Raw genomic sequence first — 14998 nt, forward strand, 5'->3', positions numbered from 1 at the left:
TCTCATATTTCGCGGAATACCGGAATATCGTTTGTTTTTGCGGTTCGGGTGAGATTTATTTCCCGGGTTCATTGTGCTGGGCCTGAACGGCCGTGACCGCGATCATGTGCAGAACATCCTCGGCAGAGCAGCCCCGCGACAGGTCGTTTGCGGGTTTGGCCAGCCCCTGCAAGACCGGCCCGATGGCTTCGACCCCGCCGACACGCTGCGCGATCTTGTAACCAAGGTTGCCGGCGTTCAGGCTGGGAAAGACGAAGACATTCGCCTCGCCTTTCAGGGGCGAATCTGTAGCTTTTTTCGCTGCGACTTCCGGAACGAAGGCGGCGTCGAACTGCAATTCACCGTCGATCAGCAGGTCAGGGTCCTTTTCGCGGGCAATCTGCGTGGCCTCGACGACCTTGGATACTTTGGGATGTTCGGCGCTTCCGGATGTGGAAAAGGACAGCATGGCCACCCGCGCCGTTTCGCCGGTCAGAGCCTCATAGGATTTGGCCGAAGCCCGGGCGATTTCCGCCATTTCCTGCGCGTCCGGGTCCACCACCAATCCGCAATCCGCAAAGATGCGGGCGCCCCTGACCGCGTGATGGTCCCGACAGAAGAGCATCAGAAAGAACGACGACACCATCGCGGCCCCGGGGGCGGTGCCGATGATCTGCAAGGCAGCCCGCACCGTGTTCGACGTGGTTTCGACCGCCCCACCGACGGTACCATCGGCCAGGCCCTGCTGAACCAACAGGGCGGCATAGATGAGCCTGTTGGTGACCTGTTGCTGCGCCATCTCAGGCGTCATGCCCTTGTGCTGCCGCAACTCGAACAGGGCCTGCGCAAGCTGGGGGTTCAGAGGCGAGGTTTCTGGGTCGTGAACCTCGATCCGGTCGGGATCGAAGCCTGTATGCGCTTCAAGCAGCGCCGACACCCTGGAGGTGTTGCCGACCAGGATGATCCGCGCCACCTTCTCTTTGACGGCCATGACCGCCCCTTCGACAATACGCGGATCATCGCCCTCTGACAGGGCGATGATCTTGTCCGAAGCGGTTGCGGTTCCCAGGATGGCGCGCAGCGGCTCCACGCGTCTTACGCTCCGACCTGCGGGGCCATATCGTCCGAGGAGATCCCGGCCACAGCAACGGGCTTTTTCATCGCGTCGCGGCGGAAGGGCTCGCCCAGTTCCTGATTGATCATGGCTTCGATCAGGGTGGTTGTGCCGTTCTTCTGATCTTCGATGGCCTGGTTCAGTGCGGCGGTCAGTTCGTCCATCGTGCGGGCCACGACACCTTTCAGGCCGCAGGCCTGCGCGATGCCGGCGTAAGACACCTGAGTATCCAGTTCGGTGCCGACGAAGTTGTCATCGAACCACAGGGTCGAGTTGCGCTTTTCCGCGCCCCACTGGTAGTTGCGGAAGACGATCTGAGTTACAGCGGGCCATTCCGAGCGGCCGATCGCGGTCAGTTCGTTCACCGCGATGCCAAAGGCACCGTCGCCGGCAAAGCCAACAACTGGCACGTCCGGCTGGCCGATTTTTGCACCGACGATGGCGGGCAGGCCATAGCCGCAGGGACCAAACAGACCCGGAGCCAGGTATTTGCGGCCCGCGTCGAAATCGGGATAGGCGTTGCCGATGGCGCAGTTGTTGCCAATGTCGGAGGAGATGATTGCCTCGCGTGGCAGGGCCTGCTGGATTGCGCGCCAGGCCATACGGGGGCTCATCCAGTCGGGCTTGGCCGCACGCGCACGCTCGTTCCAGGTGGTGCCGGGATCGTCTTGCTCATGCGTCAGCGAGGTCAATTCCTGCGCCCATGCAGATTTCTTTTGCGCAATGGCGGCCTTACGCGTTTCGCGCCCGGCATCACCCGCGTCATCGGACAGTTGGTTCAGGATGCCATTGGCCACTTTGGCCGCGTCACCGACGATGCCGACAGTCACTTTCTTGGTCAGGCCGATACGGTCCGGGTTGATGTCCACCTGAATTACGGTGGCATCTTCGGGCCAGTAACTCATGCCATAACCGGGCAGGGTCGAGAACGGGTTCAAACGGGTGCCGAGTGCCAGAACAACGTCGGCTTCCTTGATCAGTTCCATCCCGGCTTTCGAGCCGTTATAGCCCAGCGGACCAGCAAACAGAGGGTGTTTGCCCGGGAAGGCGTCATTGTGCTGGTAACCGACGCAAACTGGCGCATCCAGACGCTCGGCCAGCGCGATCGAGGCGTCGATTCCGCCTTCGGACAGAACCACGCCTGCGCCGTTCAGGATAACCGGGTTTTTCGCGTTCGACAGGATTTCAGCCGCTTTCGCCACCGAGTTCTCACCACCCGGGCTGCGTTCGAATTCAATCGGCTCGGGGATTTCGATGTCAACGACCTGAGTCCAGAAGTCGCGCGGGATGTTCAGCTGCGCCGGGCCGGACAGGCGCTTGGCCTGGCTGATCACACGGGTCAGAACCTCGGCCACGCGGGTGGGATCACGGACCTCTTCCTGATAGGCGACCATGTCCTCGAACAGCTTCATCTGCTCGACTTCCTGGAAACCGCCCTGACCGATGGTCTTGTTCGCTGCCTGAGGGGTGACCAGCAGAAGCGGGGTGTGGTTCCAGTAGGCTGTTTTCACGGCGGTGACGAAGTTGGTGATGCCGGGGCCGTTCTGCGCGATCATCATCGACATCTTGCCGGTTGCGCGGGTGTAGCCGTCGGCCATCATCCCGGCGCTGCCTTCATGGGCGCAGTCCCAGAACATGATGCCCGCCTTCGGGAACAGATCCGAAATCGGCATCATCGCCGATCCGATGATCCCGAACGCGTGTTCGATCCCGTGCATCTGCAGAACCTTAACAAAAGCCTCTTCCGTGGTCATTTTCATCTGACTGTTCTCCGCGCATGTGTGGAATGGCCGGGCCCGGTGCCCCGCCTTTGCCTACGGTTTTGACCCATGGGGCAGGGCGGCGTTAGGGCCAGAACGCTTCGCGGAATAGGTCCAGAGTTGCGCTAACTGGCGCGAATGGCGTCCGCGATCAGTTTCACACCCGGCGCGATGCGGTCCGCGGTGATCGAAGAGTAGCCGAGGCGATAGAAATTCCGGGGCTGATCCGGACCTGAAAAGAAGGGCGCGCCCGGTTCGATATGGACGCTCTGGTCCTGAAGCGTTCTGGCCAACCGGGTCGTATCGACATGATCCGGGGCGGACATCCAAAGAGAGGACCCGCCCAATATGCCGCGCCCTGCCACGTTCAGCCCATGCTGTTCCACCGCCTGGTCCAACGCCTCGCGCCGCTGCGCCAGCGCCTTGGACATGCGCCGGATCTGCGCGTCGTAATGGCCCAGTGACAGGAAATACGCCGCCGTGCGCTGGATATGCCCCGGCGGATGGCGCAGCACCAGTGACCGCAAGGCCCGCGCCTCGCGGATGAAGGGTTCGGACCCGACCATGTAGCCCAGCCGCAATCCCGGGAAGAGCGATTTCGAAAAGCTGCCCACATAGATTACGCGGCCATCCCGATCCATGGATTTCAGCGCCGGGGACGGCGCCCCGAGAAACGCCATTTCGAATTCATAGTCATCCTCGACCACCATTGCGTCCAGTTCGCGCGCCCGTTCAAGCAACCGGTGACGGCGATCCACCGGCATGGTCGCGGTTGTCGGGCTCTGGTGGCTGGGGGTGGTGAAGATGACATCGGTGTCGTCCGGCAACGCATCCGGCGGCAGGCCGTCACGATCAACGCTCAGCGGGGTTACGTCACAATCCCAGTGGTCCAGAAGACTGCGCAGGGCGTAGTAACAGGGGTTTTCGATGACGGCTGTACGGTTGTGGGTCAGCAGGATGCGCGACGCCAGCCACAGCGCATTCTGCGCGCCCATCGTGATCAAAATCTCTTCGGGGCGTGCGGCGATGCCCCGGCGCGGCAAGGTGTGGCGGGCAATGAACTCGACCAGCAGCGGGTCGTCCTGATCCACGTAATCGCCGGTCAGCGAGTCGAAATCCTTGTGCCCCAGTGCGCGCACCGCGCATAGGCGCCAATTGGCATGGTCGAACAGCGCCCGGTCGGCCTGACCGTAGATGAACGGATAGCGATAATCGCGCCAGTCGCTGGGCTTTGACAGGACGTCTCCGTCCGAGAACCGGCGCGCAAGGGCCTTATCCCAGTCCACGGTTTCATTGCCGCGCTGAACGGGCGAATATTTCGGCGGCACCGGCGCGTTCTGCGACACGTAATAGCCGGACCTGCCCTTGGCGGTCAGGTAGTCATTTGCCAGCAATTCCGTATAGGCCAGTGTCACTGTGATCCGGCTGACACCCAGATGCGCGGCGAGTTTGCGCGACGATGGCAGCTTTTCCCCGACATGAAACCGGCCCGACAGAATGCCTTCGGCGATCATCTGCTGGATCTGCGCCTGCAGCGTGCCTTGTCCGTTCAGTTCAAGAAAGAAAGTGTCGACCGATATCCCCATAGGGCCTTATAGGGTGGACTTATGAGGCGGGCAATCTGGACTTAGCGGAAGTGTGAAAAATTCTGACACATGCGGTTGACCGCGCGAACTGATTGAACTAAATAACCAGAAATCTAGTTTAATGGAGTGTATGAGATGTGGGAAACCGCAGCAGCAGGTTTTTCGGCCATGGGGTCCGAGGCCCGGCTGAAGGTTCTGAAAACTCTGGTCCGTGCCGGACAGGCGGGTCTGACCGTCGGCGAGATCCAGGATCGGACCGGGATTGCCCCGTCGACCCTGGCCCATCATCTGCGGTTTCTGGCCGCGGGCGGGGTCGTCGAACAGGAAAGGATCGGGCGCACGACGATCAACCGCGCCAGTTACGACGAACTCAGAAATCTGGCGCAGTTCATTCTCAGCGAATGCTGCGCCGACGAAGTGGGAAAGGCCGCCAACGATGGCTGAATTGACGCAAAACCCCAGGGTTTCGGCCAAAGCCGCCCTGGATTGGATCAAAACGCCTTGGGCGGTGATTGTGGTCATCCTTGCCGCCGTGGCGGTTCTGGACCCCGGCAACTGGACCGAGGTCGTGACCTTTGCGGGCAAGGCACTGGTGCATACCGGGCAGTATATCCTGTTTGCCGTCCTGTTGTTGTCTTACCTCAAGGCCACCGGGGCCGAGGTGATGGTGGCGCGCGCCTTCGAAGGCCGCGAGACGCGGATGATCCTGCTGGCGGCCCTGTTCGGCGGGCTGGCGCCGTTCTGTTCCTGCGAGGTCATCCCCTTCATCGCCGGATTGCTGGCGCTGGGCGCGCCGTTGTCCGCAGTGATGGCATTCTGGCTAAGCTCGCCGCTGATCGACCCGCCGACCCTGCTGATTACGGCGGGTGCTCTGGGCTGGCCGTTTGCCATCGGCAAAGCCGCGGCCGCAGTTGCGCTGGGCCTGTTCGGCGGGTTCGTTGTGCGAGCCCTGATGCGCGGCGGAGCCTTTGCTCAGCCGCTGCGGGAATACAAGCCGGCCGGGTGCTGCGGCTGCGGACCAAAGCAGGATGACAAACCGGTCTGGCGGTTCTGGCAGGAGCCCGAGCGCCGCGTGCGGTTCCGGTCGGAATTCGTCCACAACGGGTTGTTCCTGCTGAAATGGCTGGCGCTGGCCTATGTGCTTGAGGCGCTGCTTGTCATCTATGTTCCCGCCGATCTGATCGCCCGCGTGGTAGGGGGCGAGGGCATCGTTCCCATCGTGATCGCCGCGCTGGTCGGGATGCCCGCCTATCTGAACTCCTACGTCGCGCCGCCGCTTTTGGCGGGACTGACGGAACAGGGCATGAGCGCCGGGGCGGCCATGTCGTTCATGATCGCGGGGGCGGTCAGTTCGATCCCGGCCATGGCTGCGGTCTGGTCACTGGTTAAACCGCGGGTCTTTGCCACCTATCTGGGGCTGGGGATCACAGGTGCCATTATCGCCGGCGTCCTGTTTCAGATGGTCTGAAGAAAAAGCCGCCCGGTGGTCTCACCGGGCGGTTATTCCGTTCAGCCTGCCTCGCAATAGCGCGGCAGTTTGAAGCGATACCTAGGCTCGCCGCTTTCCACGTAGACACGTTTTTCGATACAGGCGCTGGCTCCGACGGTTTGCGAGATCGGCGCCTCGGTCGAGGTGATCGACGTGGCAGAGCCATCGGGCAGCCGAACCGAAGCGATCACACCGTTCTTGAGATCGCCGTTGATCGCAGTGGCCGACAGGACAGGCACCGTCATGAACGAATGGTGCTTGTGTTCACCGCTGTCATTGAGCAGCAGCAGAGCGGCCGCAACCACGATGACACCGACGCCGCCCGCAACGGGAAGGCCCCGGGTCTTCAGAAACGCATAGATCGAAACGGCGCGGTGCGGGCCAAATAGTGCGGACAGAACGGTAAGCATGGGATTCCCGTAAAAAGCCCCGGCTAGTTCGGACCGGGGCCAAATGGCGCATCAGGGGCGCAGATCGTCTTCGTCTTCTTCCTCGGCCCCGCCTTTGGGCAGGTTGAAGAAGCTGTCGGCGTCGATGACCGGCTCTTCCTCTTTCTCTGCCGCAGGTTCATCGGACAGCGAGAAGGTTTCCAGACCTTCAATCGCGGTCGGGATCTTCGGCGCGGCGTCCATTTCCAGCGACTGCTCGGTCGAAACCAGCTTGCGGCGCTCGTCATCGCTCATGACGCCGCCTTCTGCGGCTTTCTTGGCGGCGGCCTTCTGCACGATCGCATCCAGTTCCGACTGCTTGCACAGGCCCAGAGCAACCGGGTCGATCGGCTGCATGTTGGAGATGTTCCAGTGCGTGCGTTCGCGGATCGACTGGATGGTGGGCTTGGTGGTGCCGACCAGCTTGGCGATCTGACCGTCGCTGAGTTCGGGGTGGAACTTGACCAGCCACAGGATCGAGTTCGGGCGGTCCTGCCGTTTCGACAGCGGGGTATACCGCGGGCCGCGACGCTTTTCCTCGCCGGTGGCGGCGGGGTTGAACTTGAGCTTCAGCTTGTGCAGCGGGTTGTTCTGCGCGGTGTCGATCTCTTCCTGGGTCAGCTGGTTGTTGGCGATCGGGTCGAACCCTTTGACGCCAGCGGCCACATCGCCATCTGCGATGCCCTGCACCTCAAGCTCGTGCATGCCCACGAAATCCGCGATCTGCTTGAAGCTGATCGTGGTGTTGTCCACCAGCCATACGGCTGTTGCCTTGGCCATCAGGGGTTTTGCCATCAGCCCGTCTCCTTTGAATACATCTGTCCCGTCGCCGGAATTCGGCGGCCCCTTGGGTTTGGGGCAGGTTTCCGTTGTCGGGGAACTTGGGCTGTATATAGTCTCGCTAAGGCGAGAAGGGAAGAGGCGAATGCGTTGGCTGATCTGGTGGCCTGTTCTGTGGGCGTTCGGCGCGATGGCGGCGCTGGCCGATGGAGAAAAGGCGGGTGAATTCGACTATTATGTGCTGGCGCTCAGCTGGTCGCCCAACTGGTGCGCACGCGAAGGTGACGCGCGAGGGTCAGACCAGTGCGAAGCGCGCCATGATCACGGCTGGATCCTGCACGGGCTTTGGCCGCAATATCATCAGGGCTGGCCCGCCTATTGCCGCACGCCCGAGGCGCCGCCATCGCGCGCCATGACCCGCGAAATGGAAGATATTCAGGGCAGTTCCGGACTGGCCTGGCATCAGTGGAAGAAACACGGCACCTGTTCGGGCCTCAGCGCGCGCGACTATTTCACCCTGTCGCGGCAGGCATATGGTGCGGTCGAACGGCCTGCGGTGTTTCGGCAACTGGACGCATCGGTCAAGCTGCCCGCCTCGGTCGTCGAAGAGGCGTTTCTGAAAGCCAACCCGGCGCTGAACCGCGACATGATCACTGTCACCTGCAATCAGGGTTACATCGAAGAGGTCCGGCTGTGCCTGTCCCGCGACCTTGAACCCGTGCCCTGTGGACGCGATGTGATCCGTGACTGCACCGCGAAGGATGCCTTGTTCGATCCGATTCGTTAGAGTTTCTTATTCTGGCAGTCCCGCGCATATTCCAGCGCCTTGGCCGTGCCTTTCAGATCAATCGCCATGACCGTTTCGCCCGCCGGGTTGTACACCGTCATCGTCCGGTTCTGCGCAATGGCATTGACGAAATTCCGGTCGGTGAAGAACACCGTCGCGCCCGGGACGCCGTCCTGTCTGAACCCGGTGGCAGTGGCGTCAAAGCTCTTGCCATCCAGCTCGAACCGGATGGGATAGCTTTTGCCCGGCTCGATCTGGCCCCAGGCCTTGTTGAAGACCGTGAAATAGCCGCGATTGTCCAGCGCGTCATAGCCCAGCCGCACCACCGACAGATCCTGATAGATCGTCTGGATCAGGCACCCGTTGCCCAGCGCCGGGTCCATCATGATGTTCCAGCCTTCGGCAAAGCCTTTGTCGATCAGGTCCTGTGACCAGGCGGAGGTGGCGGTGGATAACGCGAAGATCAGCGTGAAAAAGCGGGTCATGATACGAACCAAAAGCTGTGTGTCCTGTCGGTTGCGATCCACGTTACCGCGACTTTGAGGCGCGCCAAAGGTCTTTTTCCACTGGATTTTTCCGACAATGTACCCGGGTTGATCCGACTTGCGTGGTCAGGCTTTGTCCGCACTCCTACGCCTGCGCCCTGACGGTGGCGCTGTTTCGGTCAGGCCGAGACGAGAAGCCCGGCCTCGAATTTGCGCAAGACCCGCGCGGCCACGGGTTTGGAGCGGGCAGCAGGCGCGCGACGCAACTCGGGAAACAGCGACAGTATTTCATCCCGCGCGTCCTGCCCGACGCTGCTGAGCGCGATGTCACCGGGATGCAGGCTTTCGCTTTCCGCACCGTTTGAAATGACGATCTCGTGCCCGTCAAACAGAAAGTGGTAATAGGTCACCTCCCGAGGGCGCGTGTCCTGCGTCACGCCGGCCATGGTGACGAGGTGTTTGGCGGGCACAAGTACCGAGAATGCGCCAAACAGAAGCTCGTTTTCCGGGCGAGAGTTCAGCACGCGATGATTGGGCGAAACCAACAGGTCTGCCGCAGGTACGTTCAGCGACAATGCCCCTTGCGCGATCCTGACCGGGTTCAGCCGCCCGGCGCTGTCGTCATCGGTTTGGACGGTTTTGCCGCCAATCCACCGGATCGGGCAAACCCTTCCATCGGACATCTGCACCAGATCGCCGACCTCAAGCTCTTCGATCGGAACATCTCCGCGAGGGGTTCGGATGCAGGTTCCCTTTACGAAGCACGGCACGTCCACAAGCGCATCGGGGTCCGAGGTGTCGGGGGCCGTGATGCCAATGACATTCTGGATTGCAAAGGTGTATGCCGTGCCGGGGTCCAGCGGTTCGGAGGTGATGTATCCGACATTTGTTCCGAAAAAGCCGGGCCCATCAATTTCCACCCTGTAGAGGTCAATGGTTCCGCCCTGGGGATCGGTCAGAACGTATTGTTCCTCCAGATAGATGGGGCCGCTGGCGATCTGCGTCGTCCCGTCAAGGCTGGTGACAACGCCGGTCTGGGTGAAATCCTCGCCCTGCTCGTTTCGGAACTGGTCCCCGTCAAACGTGGTTCCGGTGTCGGGTTGCCCCGCAGCGGTGGTGCCGCCGGGGTCATCCGTCACGTTGAACACGCGACGGTCCGAGCCCGGATCGAAAGACGCCGAGAGCGTGACCGTATTGCCGGAGAAGGAAATGACGTCGGGCGAATAGCCGATAAACGAATAGTTTGCCATTAGGAAAGCCTGCCAGTTTTTCATCCGGGATGGCGACCGAGCGCGGCGGAAACCCGTTGAATTTGCTGGGGGTTTAGATGCGGATTCGTCGAAATGGAAGAGCGGAGAGGATCAGAAAACCGTGAACCTTACGGCACTTGCGATCAGGGGCAGGATCGGAACATTTCCTGTGCGATTTGGCGGAATACACTTTTCGCGCTCCCTTCAATATCCTCACATCATACTGGCGCGGTTTCCCAGACGCACTTAGTGCTTTTGCGCTGGCCGGAAAGTGCTAAACAAGGCCAAGTGAGCTTTCGGTGCTTACAAAGACAAAAAGCAGGCTGATCCATGAATCGACAACAGATACGGTTTTTGCGCCGCACATGCGCTTCGGTTCAGCTGCGCCTGTCAGAGAACAGTCCCCTTTGCGGCCAGTTCGAGGCGGGCAACGAGATTTCGCTGCGCACCGACGGGTCGATCTTCCCGCATATCGCGCAGCATGAAGAATGGCATTTCGGCGAAACCCGGTTCATAGCGCAAGCCTGTCCTGCGGACGCCTATCACCTGATCGACGTGGGCGCGAATGTCGGCCTGTTTTCCCGTCAGGTGATGATCAATTACCCCAGGGTCCGTTCTGCTTCTTGCTTTGAGCCAAGCCCCGAAAACGTCGAACATCTCAGGCGAAATCTCAACGCGTTCCCCACAGCGATGGTGCACGGGTTCGGTCTTGGCAAAACCGACGGGGAACTGGCCTTTTTCACCGACAGCGTGAATGGCGGGAATTTCTCGTTCAACGCAAACGCGGTCGAAGGGCGCGATCATCAGGCAACAACCGCGCCAATCAGAAAAATATCTCAGGAATTTCTGGATGAATGCATGGGACCAGACGCGGCCAAGCGGCGTCTGATCTGGAAATCCGATACGCAGGGGCTGGACGAAGTGCTTATGGCCGAACTGCCCGAACAGTTCTGGCAGCGCGTCGATCTGGCCATTTTCGAAGGCTGGCGCATTCCCAAACCCGCGTTCGATCCGCAGGCGTTCCGCGCTGTGCTTGAGGCATTCGAACATGTCTACCTTATGGGCAGCCGCAATAAGCGGTTGCAGCAAACAAACTCATCGGATTGCATGGAATATCTCTCGGGCACCGACCGCAGATGGGCGGACGTTTTCCTGTCACGGCAGGAGTTGCACTGAGCCGGGACTGATTCCTTGACCGTTGCGGGTTGCCCTTGGAGAGTTTTCAGACCTGCGGAAGCCCCGGCCTAAACGTCCTTCCGCGCCCTCAGCGCCGCCGAAATTGTCCCGTCATCCAGATAATCCAGCTCGCCGCCGATCGGCACGCCCTGCGCGAGCGAGGTCAGTCGCACCTGCCCCTCCAGCTGATCCGCGATGTAATGGGCGGTGGTCTGGCCGTCGACCGTGGCGTTCAGCGCCAGAATGACTTCGGTGATGCGCTCGGCCATCACCCGGTCCTTGAGCCGCGGGATACGCAACTCGTCCGGACCAACCCCGTCCAGTGCGGAAAGGGTGCCGCCCAGTACGTGGTAGCGGCCTTTGAAAACCCCCGCCCGCTCCATCGCCCACAGGTCGGCCACATCCTCGACCACGCATAATTCGCCGGTCGCGCGGCCTTCGTTGTCGCAGATGTCACAGATATCGGTGGTGCCTACGTTGCCGCAGTTCAGGCATTCGCGGGCGGTGGCGGCCACCTGCTGCATCGCGTCAGCCAGAGGCGTCAGCAACAAGGCGCGTTTGCGGATCAGGTGCAGTACCGCGCGGCGGGCCGAGCGGGGGCCGAGGCCCGGCAGCTTGGCCATCAGGTCGATCAGATTGTCGATGTCGCTGTTCGAACTCACCGCGCGTGCTCCTGCAAAAGGGCCGGGCAAGGGTGCCCGGCCGGTATTCCGTCAGGAGTGTCTATCAGAACGGCAGCTTGATGTCTGCGGGCAGGCCCATGCTTTCTGTCAGCTTGGCCATCTCGGCCTGAGAGCGCTCGGCCGCCTTGGTCTGCGCGTCCTTGATGGCGGCCAGGATCAGGTCCTCGACCACTTCCTTGTCCTCGCCGTTGAAGATCGACGGGTCGATGTCCAGACCTTTAAGTTCGCCTTTTGCGGTTGCGGTGGCCTTGACCAGCCCGGCACCGGATTCGCCGACAACCATGATGGTGTTCAGCTGTTCCTGCATATCCGTCATTTTGGTCTGCAAATCCTGCGCGGATTTCATCATCTTGGCCATGTCGCCCAGACCGCCGAGTCCTTTGAGCATCTTATTTCTCCTGCAAATCGGTTTGCCGCCTAAATACGGGCGGTGTCCACGCGGCACAAGGGGCCAGACTGCTCCCGCCTGTCGTCAGGGTCTTTGGCAAGACCTTTCCTCCCGTTGGGCCCGGCAGCGCGGGCCTTGCCCGCGCTGCCGGGCCCAAGGCCGCTCAGGGGTATCGGCGTCAGCCGATGGCCCGTGGCGGGCGCGGGAGTGTTCCGGGATTTGGGCAGGCTGGCGTCAGTCTTCCTCGAACGGGTCCCATTCGTCTTCGACCTCGGGCAGCGCTTCGGTTTCGACCTTGGCGGCGCGTTGTTCCGGCGTTTCGATCCGCTTGATGCGGGCCTTGGGAAACTGTGTCAGCACGGCCTGCACCAGAGGGTGCGCTTCCGCCTGCGCCCTGAGCGCCAGATCGGCGGCATCCCGAACCTCGGCGATGGTCGCGGCCTCTCCGTCGGCGACGATGGACACTGCCCATCGGTTTCCTGTCCACCGCTGCAGCGCCGAACCCAGCCTTTGGGCCAGATCAGTCGGCGCGTTATCCGTCGGTGTAAATTCGATCCGCCCCGGTTGGTAGGAGACAAGGCGGACACCGTTTTCAACCTCGACCAACAGTTTGACGTCCCGGTTCGACCGGATCAGTTCGACGACGTGGTCAAATGTCGGATAGTGTGCAAGCGCGCTCTGAACCTCCTGCGCCAGGGCCGCTGTCGGTGCCCCGGCGGGACCGCGCTGGGCTGGCATATAGGCGGCTGAGACTGTCTGCGCGGGGGCCTGCGTCGGCACTGCAATACCTCCGCCGGGCCCGCCGTTTGGCGCAGGCGGCGGCGTGTCCTGCAACCGTTTGATCAGTTCTTCGGGGCTGGGCAGATCGGCCACATGGGTCAGGCGAATGACCGCCATTTCAGCTGCCATCATGGCGTTGGGCGCGGCCGAGACCTCCTCAAGCGCCTTCAGCAACATCTGCCACATCCGGGTCAGAACGCGCATCGGCAGCGCCTCGGCCATCTGCTGACCGCGCGCGCGTTCGTCCGGCGAAACGGTCGGGTCTTCGGCGGCATCGGGCGTGATCTTCACTACGGACACCCAATGGGTGATCTCGGCCAGATCGCGCAGCACAGCCAGCGGATCCGCGCCTTCGGCATATTGCCCGCTCAGTTCCGTCAGTGCTCCGGCCGCGTCCCCGCGCAGGATCATGTCCATCAGGTCCAGCACCCGACCCCGATCCGCAAGCCCCAGCATTGCACGCACCTGATCAGCGCTGGTTTCCCCGGCCCCGTGCGAGATCGCCTGATCCAGCAGCGAGGTTGCATCCCGCGCCGAGCCTTCCGCAGCGCGGGTGATCAGCGCCAAGGCGTCATCCGCGATCTGAGCGTTTTCCGCCGCGGCGATCTTACTGAGCAATCCGATCATGTCTTCGGGTTCGATCCGGCGCAGATCGAACCGCTGACACCTCGAAAGCACTGTCACCGGAACCTTGCGGATTTCCGTTGTCGCGAAAATGAACTTCACATGTTCCGGCGGTTCTTCCAGCGTCTTGAGCAGCGCGTTGAACGCACTGGTCGACAGCATGTGAACTTCGTCGATGATGTAGATCTTGTAGCGCGCGCTGGCGGCGCGATAGCGGACACTGTCGATGATCTCGCGGATATCGTTCACACCGGTCCGGCTGGCGGCGTCCATCTCCATCACGTCGACATGGCGGCCCTCCATGATCGCCACGCAGTGCTCGCACTGCCCGCAGGGTTCGGTCGTGGGACCGCCTTCGCCATCGGGGCCGATGCAGTTCATGCCTTTGGCGATGATCCGCGCGGTGGTGGTCTTACCGGTGCCGCGAATGCCGGTCATGATGAAGGCCTGCGCGATCCGGTCCGCTTCGAACGCGTTTTTCAGCGTGCGCACCATTGCGTCCTGTCCCACCAGATCGGCAAAGGTTTCGGGGCGGTACTTGCGGGCGAGAACCTGATAGGCGGGGCTGGGCGTGTCGGTCATGTCTGCTCTGTCGGATTCGGTTCAGGGATGCAGCGTAGTGACCCCCGCCGCCCGCGTCCACAGCGCGCTTGCGAAATTCGGTTTGCAATGCGGCTTGCGCGTCATAGAAGTGCGGAAGTTGTTGAAAGACCGGTTTTCCGGAAAGGACGCGTCTTATGCCTCGGTTCGCAATCCATGCCTTGCCGGTGGGAAACGGATTGGTTGCGCTGACGCAGATGCCGGGGCGCGACGGAACCTATGCGCGTGATCGTGAGGTGATCCGCGAATGGCGGCCCGATCTGGTGATCTCCATGACAACCGAACGCGAAATGGCGCAGGGCGGAGCCGGCGGATTTGGCCGGGATCTGCGGGACCACGCGATAAGATGGGTGCATTTGCCGGTTGAAGATTTCGGTGCGCCGCCATTGCGAACCTAGATGTTGTGGGAAGAGGTCGGCGCGTCCGTCAAACAGATTCTGTCCCGCGGCGGCAGGGTTCTGGCGCATTGCCGCGGCGGATGCGGCCGGTCCGGCATGATTGCTTTGCGCATCATGGTCGAAATGGGCGAACCCACCGAAACGGCATTGAAACGCCTGCGCGCCGTGCGGCCTTGTGCCGTCGAAACGGATGGCCAGTTGGACTGGGCCGCGCAGGCAGCCCTGCCTTGATTCCGGCCCGGCCTCAGAGCGCGATCTGCCCGGCGGTTTGAGCGACCGGTTGCGGCGCCAGTGCCGACACTTCGAGCATGGCGCAGGGCGGGTTGGCCATAAGTGCCGCAGGAAGCGCCGGGATCGCGGTGCCGAACATCATCTCGGCGTAGTCATCCAACGTTTCGATCGGGGTTTCGGCATCTGTGTCGCAGAACACCCTGATCTGTTTTGCCCGCGCCCGGAACCGGGCGTTGCAGCCCTGCGCGCAGTGGGTCAGTTCGCTGCTGCCTTCGATCTCAAAATCCGGCGTCGTCGCTGGTGCGGCACTTTCCATCGCTTGCGCAATGGCCCGGGCCATGCGGGCCAGCGCCGGGCAGGTCTGGCCGGTTCGCTGACACACGGTTGCGGTGTATTCGTGCGTTTTTGTCTTCCACATCATGTTGCGCCCTCCGCGCGTGGGACGGGGGGCGTGGGTCAG

The 14998-nt window shown here is 61.8% G+C and carries 17 protein-coding genes; 6 read left to right on the forward strand and 11 right to left on the reverse strand.

Features of this window, described 5'->3' with window-relative positions; genetic code table 11:
* Window positions 1-55 precede the first annotated feature (55 nt).
* From pta to pdxR, 3 genes are all read right to left on the reverse strand, one after another.
* Window positions 56-1069, reverse strand: coding sequence for a phosphate acetyltransferase (gene pta, locus ACXAC3_RS05270; protein WP_475157700.1), 1014 nt, complete (start codon window positions 1067-1069; stop codon window positions 56-58).
* Between the two features lie 5 nt (window positions 1070-1074).
* On the reverse strand, window positions 1075-2853 hold the full coding sequence (gene xsc / locus ACXAC3_RS05275) for a sulfoacetaldehyde acetyltransferase (RefSeq protein WP_475157703.1): 1779 nt from the start codon (window positions 2851-2853) through the stop codon (window positions 1075-1077).
* A 125-nt stretch (window positions 2854-2978) separates the two neighbouring features.
* On the reverse strand, window positions 2979-4439 hold the full coding sequence (gene pdxR, locus ACXAC3_RS05280; RefSeq protein ID WP_475157706.1) for a MocR-like pyridoxine biosynthesis transcription factor PdxR: 1461 nt from the start codon (window positions 4437-4439) through the stop codon (window positions 2979-2981).
* Window positions 4440-4574: 135 nt separating this feature from the next.
* On the opposite strand from pdxR, the gene ACXAC3_RS05285 reads away from it, so the two are divergent.
* Both ACXAC3_RS05285 and ACXAC3_RS05290 read left to right on the forward strand, forming a co-directional pair.
* Complete coding sequence (locus tag ACXAC3_RS05285; RefSeq protein ID WP_475157709.1) at window positions 4575-4883, forward strand: ArsR/SmtB family transcription factor; 309 nt, start codon at window positions 4575-4577, stop codon at window positions 4881-4883.
* Entirely contained in the window at window positions 4876-5907 is a 1032-nt protein-coding gene (locus ACXAC3_RS05290) for a permease (protein ID WP_475157711.1), read from the forward strand. Before ACXAC3_RS05285 ends, ACXAC3_RS05290 begins: the two co-directional genes overlap by 8 nt.
* Window positions 5908-5948: 41 nt before the next feature.
* On the opposite strand, the gene ACXAC3_RS05295 is transcribed toward ACXAC3_RS05290, so the two are convergent.
* Together ACXAC3_RS05295 and ACXAC3_RS05300 are read right to left on the reverse strand one after the other, a co-directional pair.
* Window positions 5949-6338, reverse strand: coding sequence for a hypothetical protein (locus ACXAC3_RS05295; protein ID WP_475157713.1), 390 nt, complete (start codon window positions 6336-6338; stop codon window positions 5949-5951).
* Window positions 6339-6389: 51 nt separating this feature from the next.
* A complete protein-coding gene (locus ACXAC3_RS05300) occupies window positions 6390-7151 on the reverse strand; it encodes a DUF1013 domain-containing protein (protein ID WP_475157715.1) in 762 nt (253 codons plus the stop codon).
* Between the two features lie 130 nt (window positions 7152-7281).
* Between ACXAC3_RS05300 and ACXAC3_RS05305 the strand changes: the two genes are divergently transcribed.
* Window positions 7282-7923 carry a ribonuclease T2 family protein gene (locus tag ACXAC3_RS05305; RefSeq protein WP_475157716.1) on the forward strand — a complete coding sequence of 214 codons (642 nt, stop codon included), beginning with the start codon at window positions 7282-7284 and terminating at the stop codon, window positions 7921-7923.
* Here the strand turns inward: ACXAC3_RS05305 and ACXAC3_RS05310 are convergent.
* Window positions 7920-8408 (reverse strand): hypothetical protein, encoded by a 489-nt coding sequence (locus ACXAC3_RS05310; protein WP_475157718.1) that lies wholly within the window; start codon window positions 8406-8408, stop codon window positions 7920-7922. The two genes, ACXAC3_RS05305 and ACXAC3_RS05310, sit on opposite strands and share 4 nt — an antisense overlap.
* 179 nt (window positions 8409-8587) lie before the next feature.
* Window positions 8588-9658, reverse strand: coding sequence for a Hint domain-containing protein (locus ACXAC3_RS05315; RefSeq protein ID WP_475157719.1), 1071 nt, complete (start codon window positions 9656-9658; stop codon window positions 8588-8590).
* 330 nt (window positions 9659-9988) lie between these two features.
* On the opposite strand from ACXAC3_RS05315, the gene ACXAC3_RS05320 reads away from it, so the two are divergent.
* Window positions 9989-10834, forward strand: a complete 846-nt coding sequence (locus tag ACXAC3_RS05320) for an FkbM family methyltransferase (protein ID WP_475157721.1) — start codon at window positions 9989-9991, stop codon at window positions 10832-10834.
* A gap of 68 nt (window positions 10835-10902) precedes the next feature.
* Here the strand turns inward: ACXAC3_RS05320 and recR are convergent, their stop codons facing one another.
* From recR to ACXAC3_RS05335, 3 genes are all read right to left on the reverse strand, one after another.
* The gene (recR, locus tag ACXAC3_RS05325; protein WP_475157722.1) at window positions 10903-11496 is read right to left on the reverse strand and encodes a recombination mediator RecR; all 594 of its coding nucleotides are present in this window, start codon (window positions 11494-11496) and stop codon (window positions 10903-10905) included.
* A gap of 64 nt (window positions 11497-11560) precedes the next feature.
* Window positions 11561-11905 (reverse strand): YbaB/EbfC family nucleoid-associated protein, encoded by a 345-nt coding sequence (locus ACXAC3_RS05330; RefSeq protein WP_475157723.1) that lies wholly within the window; start codon window positions 11903-11905, stop codon window positions 11561-11563.
* Window positions 11906-12139: 234 nt separating this feature from the next.
* Complete coding sequence (locus ACXAC3_RS05335; RefSeq protein ID WP_475157725.1) at window positions 12140-13891, reverse strand: DNA polymerase III subunit gamma/tau; 1752 nt, start codon at window positions 13889-13891, stop codon at window positions 12140-12142.
* Window positions 13892-14046: 155 nt separating this feature from the next.
* Between ACXAC3_RS05335 and ACXAC3_RS05340 the strand changes: the two genes are divergently transcribed.
* Both ACXAC3_RS05340 and ACXAC3_RS05345 read left to right on the forward strand, forming a co-directional pair.
* Complete coding sequence (locus ACXAC3_RS05340) at window positions 14047-14307, forward strand: hypothetical protein (protein WP_475157726.1); 261 nt, start codon at window positions 14047-14049, stop codon at window positions 14305-14307.
* Window positions 14308-14538 (forward strand): protein-tyrosine phosphatase family protein, encoded by a 231-nt coding sequence (locus ACXAC3_RS05345; RefSeq protein WP_475157728.1) that lies wholly within the window; start codon window positions 14308-14310, stop codon window positions 14536-14538.
* A gap of 13 nt (window positions 14539-14551) precedes the next feature.
* Here the strand turns inward: ACXAC3_RS05345 and ACXAC3_RS05350 are convergent, their stop codons facing one another.
* Window positions 14552-14959 (reverse strand): hypothetical protein, encoded by a 408-nt coding sequence (locus tag ACXAC3_RS05350; protein WP_475157731.1) that lies wholly within the window; start codon window positions 14957-14959, stop codon window positions 14552-14554.
* Window positions 14960-14998: the final 39 nt, after the last annotated feature.

Source organism: Ruegeria sp. ABV4_181 (assembly GCF_056158465.1).

Coding starts and splice junctions, on each gene's coding strand:
- ACXAC3_RS05300 (WP_475157715.1), bottom strand. CDS start 7,151: ATGGCAAAACCCCTGATGGCCAAGGCAACAGCCGTATGGCTGGTGGAC.
- ACXAC3_RS05340 (WP_475157726.1), top strand. CDS start 14,047: ATGCCTCGGTTCGCAATCCATGCCTTGCCGGTGGGAAACGGATTGGTT.
- ACXAC3_RS05320 (WP_475157721.1), top strand. CDS start 9,989: ATGAATCGACAACAGATACGGTTTTTGCGCCGCACATGCGCTTCGGTT.
- ACXAC3_RS05295 (WP_475157713.1), bottom strand. CDS start 6,338: ATGCTTACCGTTCTGTCCGCACTATTTGGCCCGCACCGCGCCGTTTCG.
- ACXAC3_RS05290 (WP_475157711.1), top strand. CDS start 4,876: ATGGCTGAATTGACGCAAAACCCCAGGGTTTCGGCCAAAGCCGCCCTG.
- ACXAC3_RS05335 (WP_475157725.1), bottom strand. CDS start 13,891: ATGACCGACACGCCCAGCCCCGCCTATCAGGTTCTCGCCCGCAAGTAC.
- ACXAC3_RS05315 (WP_475157719.1), bottom strand. CDS start 9,658: ATGGCAAACTATTCGTTTATCGGCTATTCGCCCGACGTCATTTCCTTC.
- ACXAC3_RS05345 (WP_475157728.1), top strand. CDS start 14,308: ATGTTGTGGGAAGAGGTCGGCGCGTCCGTCAAACAGATTCTGTCCCGC.
- ACXAC3_RS05305 (WP_475157716.1), top strand. CDS start 7,282: ATGCGTTGGCTGATCTGGTGGCCTGTTCTGTGGGCGTTCGGCGCGATG.
- pdxR (WP_475157706.1), bottom strand. CDS start 4,439: ATGGGGATATCGGTCGACACTTTCTTTCTTGAACTGAACGGACAAGGC.
- ACXAC3_RS05310 (WP_475157718.1), bottom strand. CDS start 8,408: ATGACCCGCTTTTTCACGCTGATCTTCGCGTTATCCACCGCCACCTCC.
- ACXAC3_RS05350 (WP_475157731.1), bottom strand. CDS start 14,959: ATGATGTGGAAGACAAAAACGCACGAATACACCGCAACCGTGTGTCAG.
- ACXAC3_RS05285 (WP_475157709.1), top strand. CDS start 4,575: ATGTGGGAAACCGCAGCAGCAGGTTTTTCGGCCATGGGGTCCGAGGCC.
- ACXAC3_RS05330 (WP_475157723.1), bottom strand. CDS start 11,905: ATGCTCAAAGGACTCGGCGGTCTGGGCGACATGGCCAAGATGATGAAA.
- xsc (WP_475157703.1), bottom strand. CDS start 2,853: ATGAAAATGACCACGGAAGAGGCTTTTGTTAAGGTTCTGCAGATGCAC.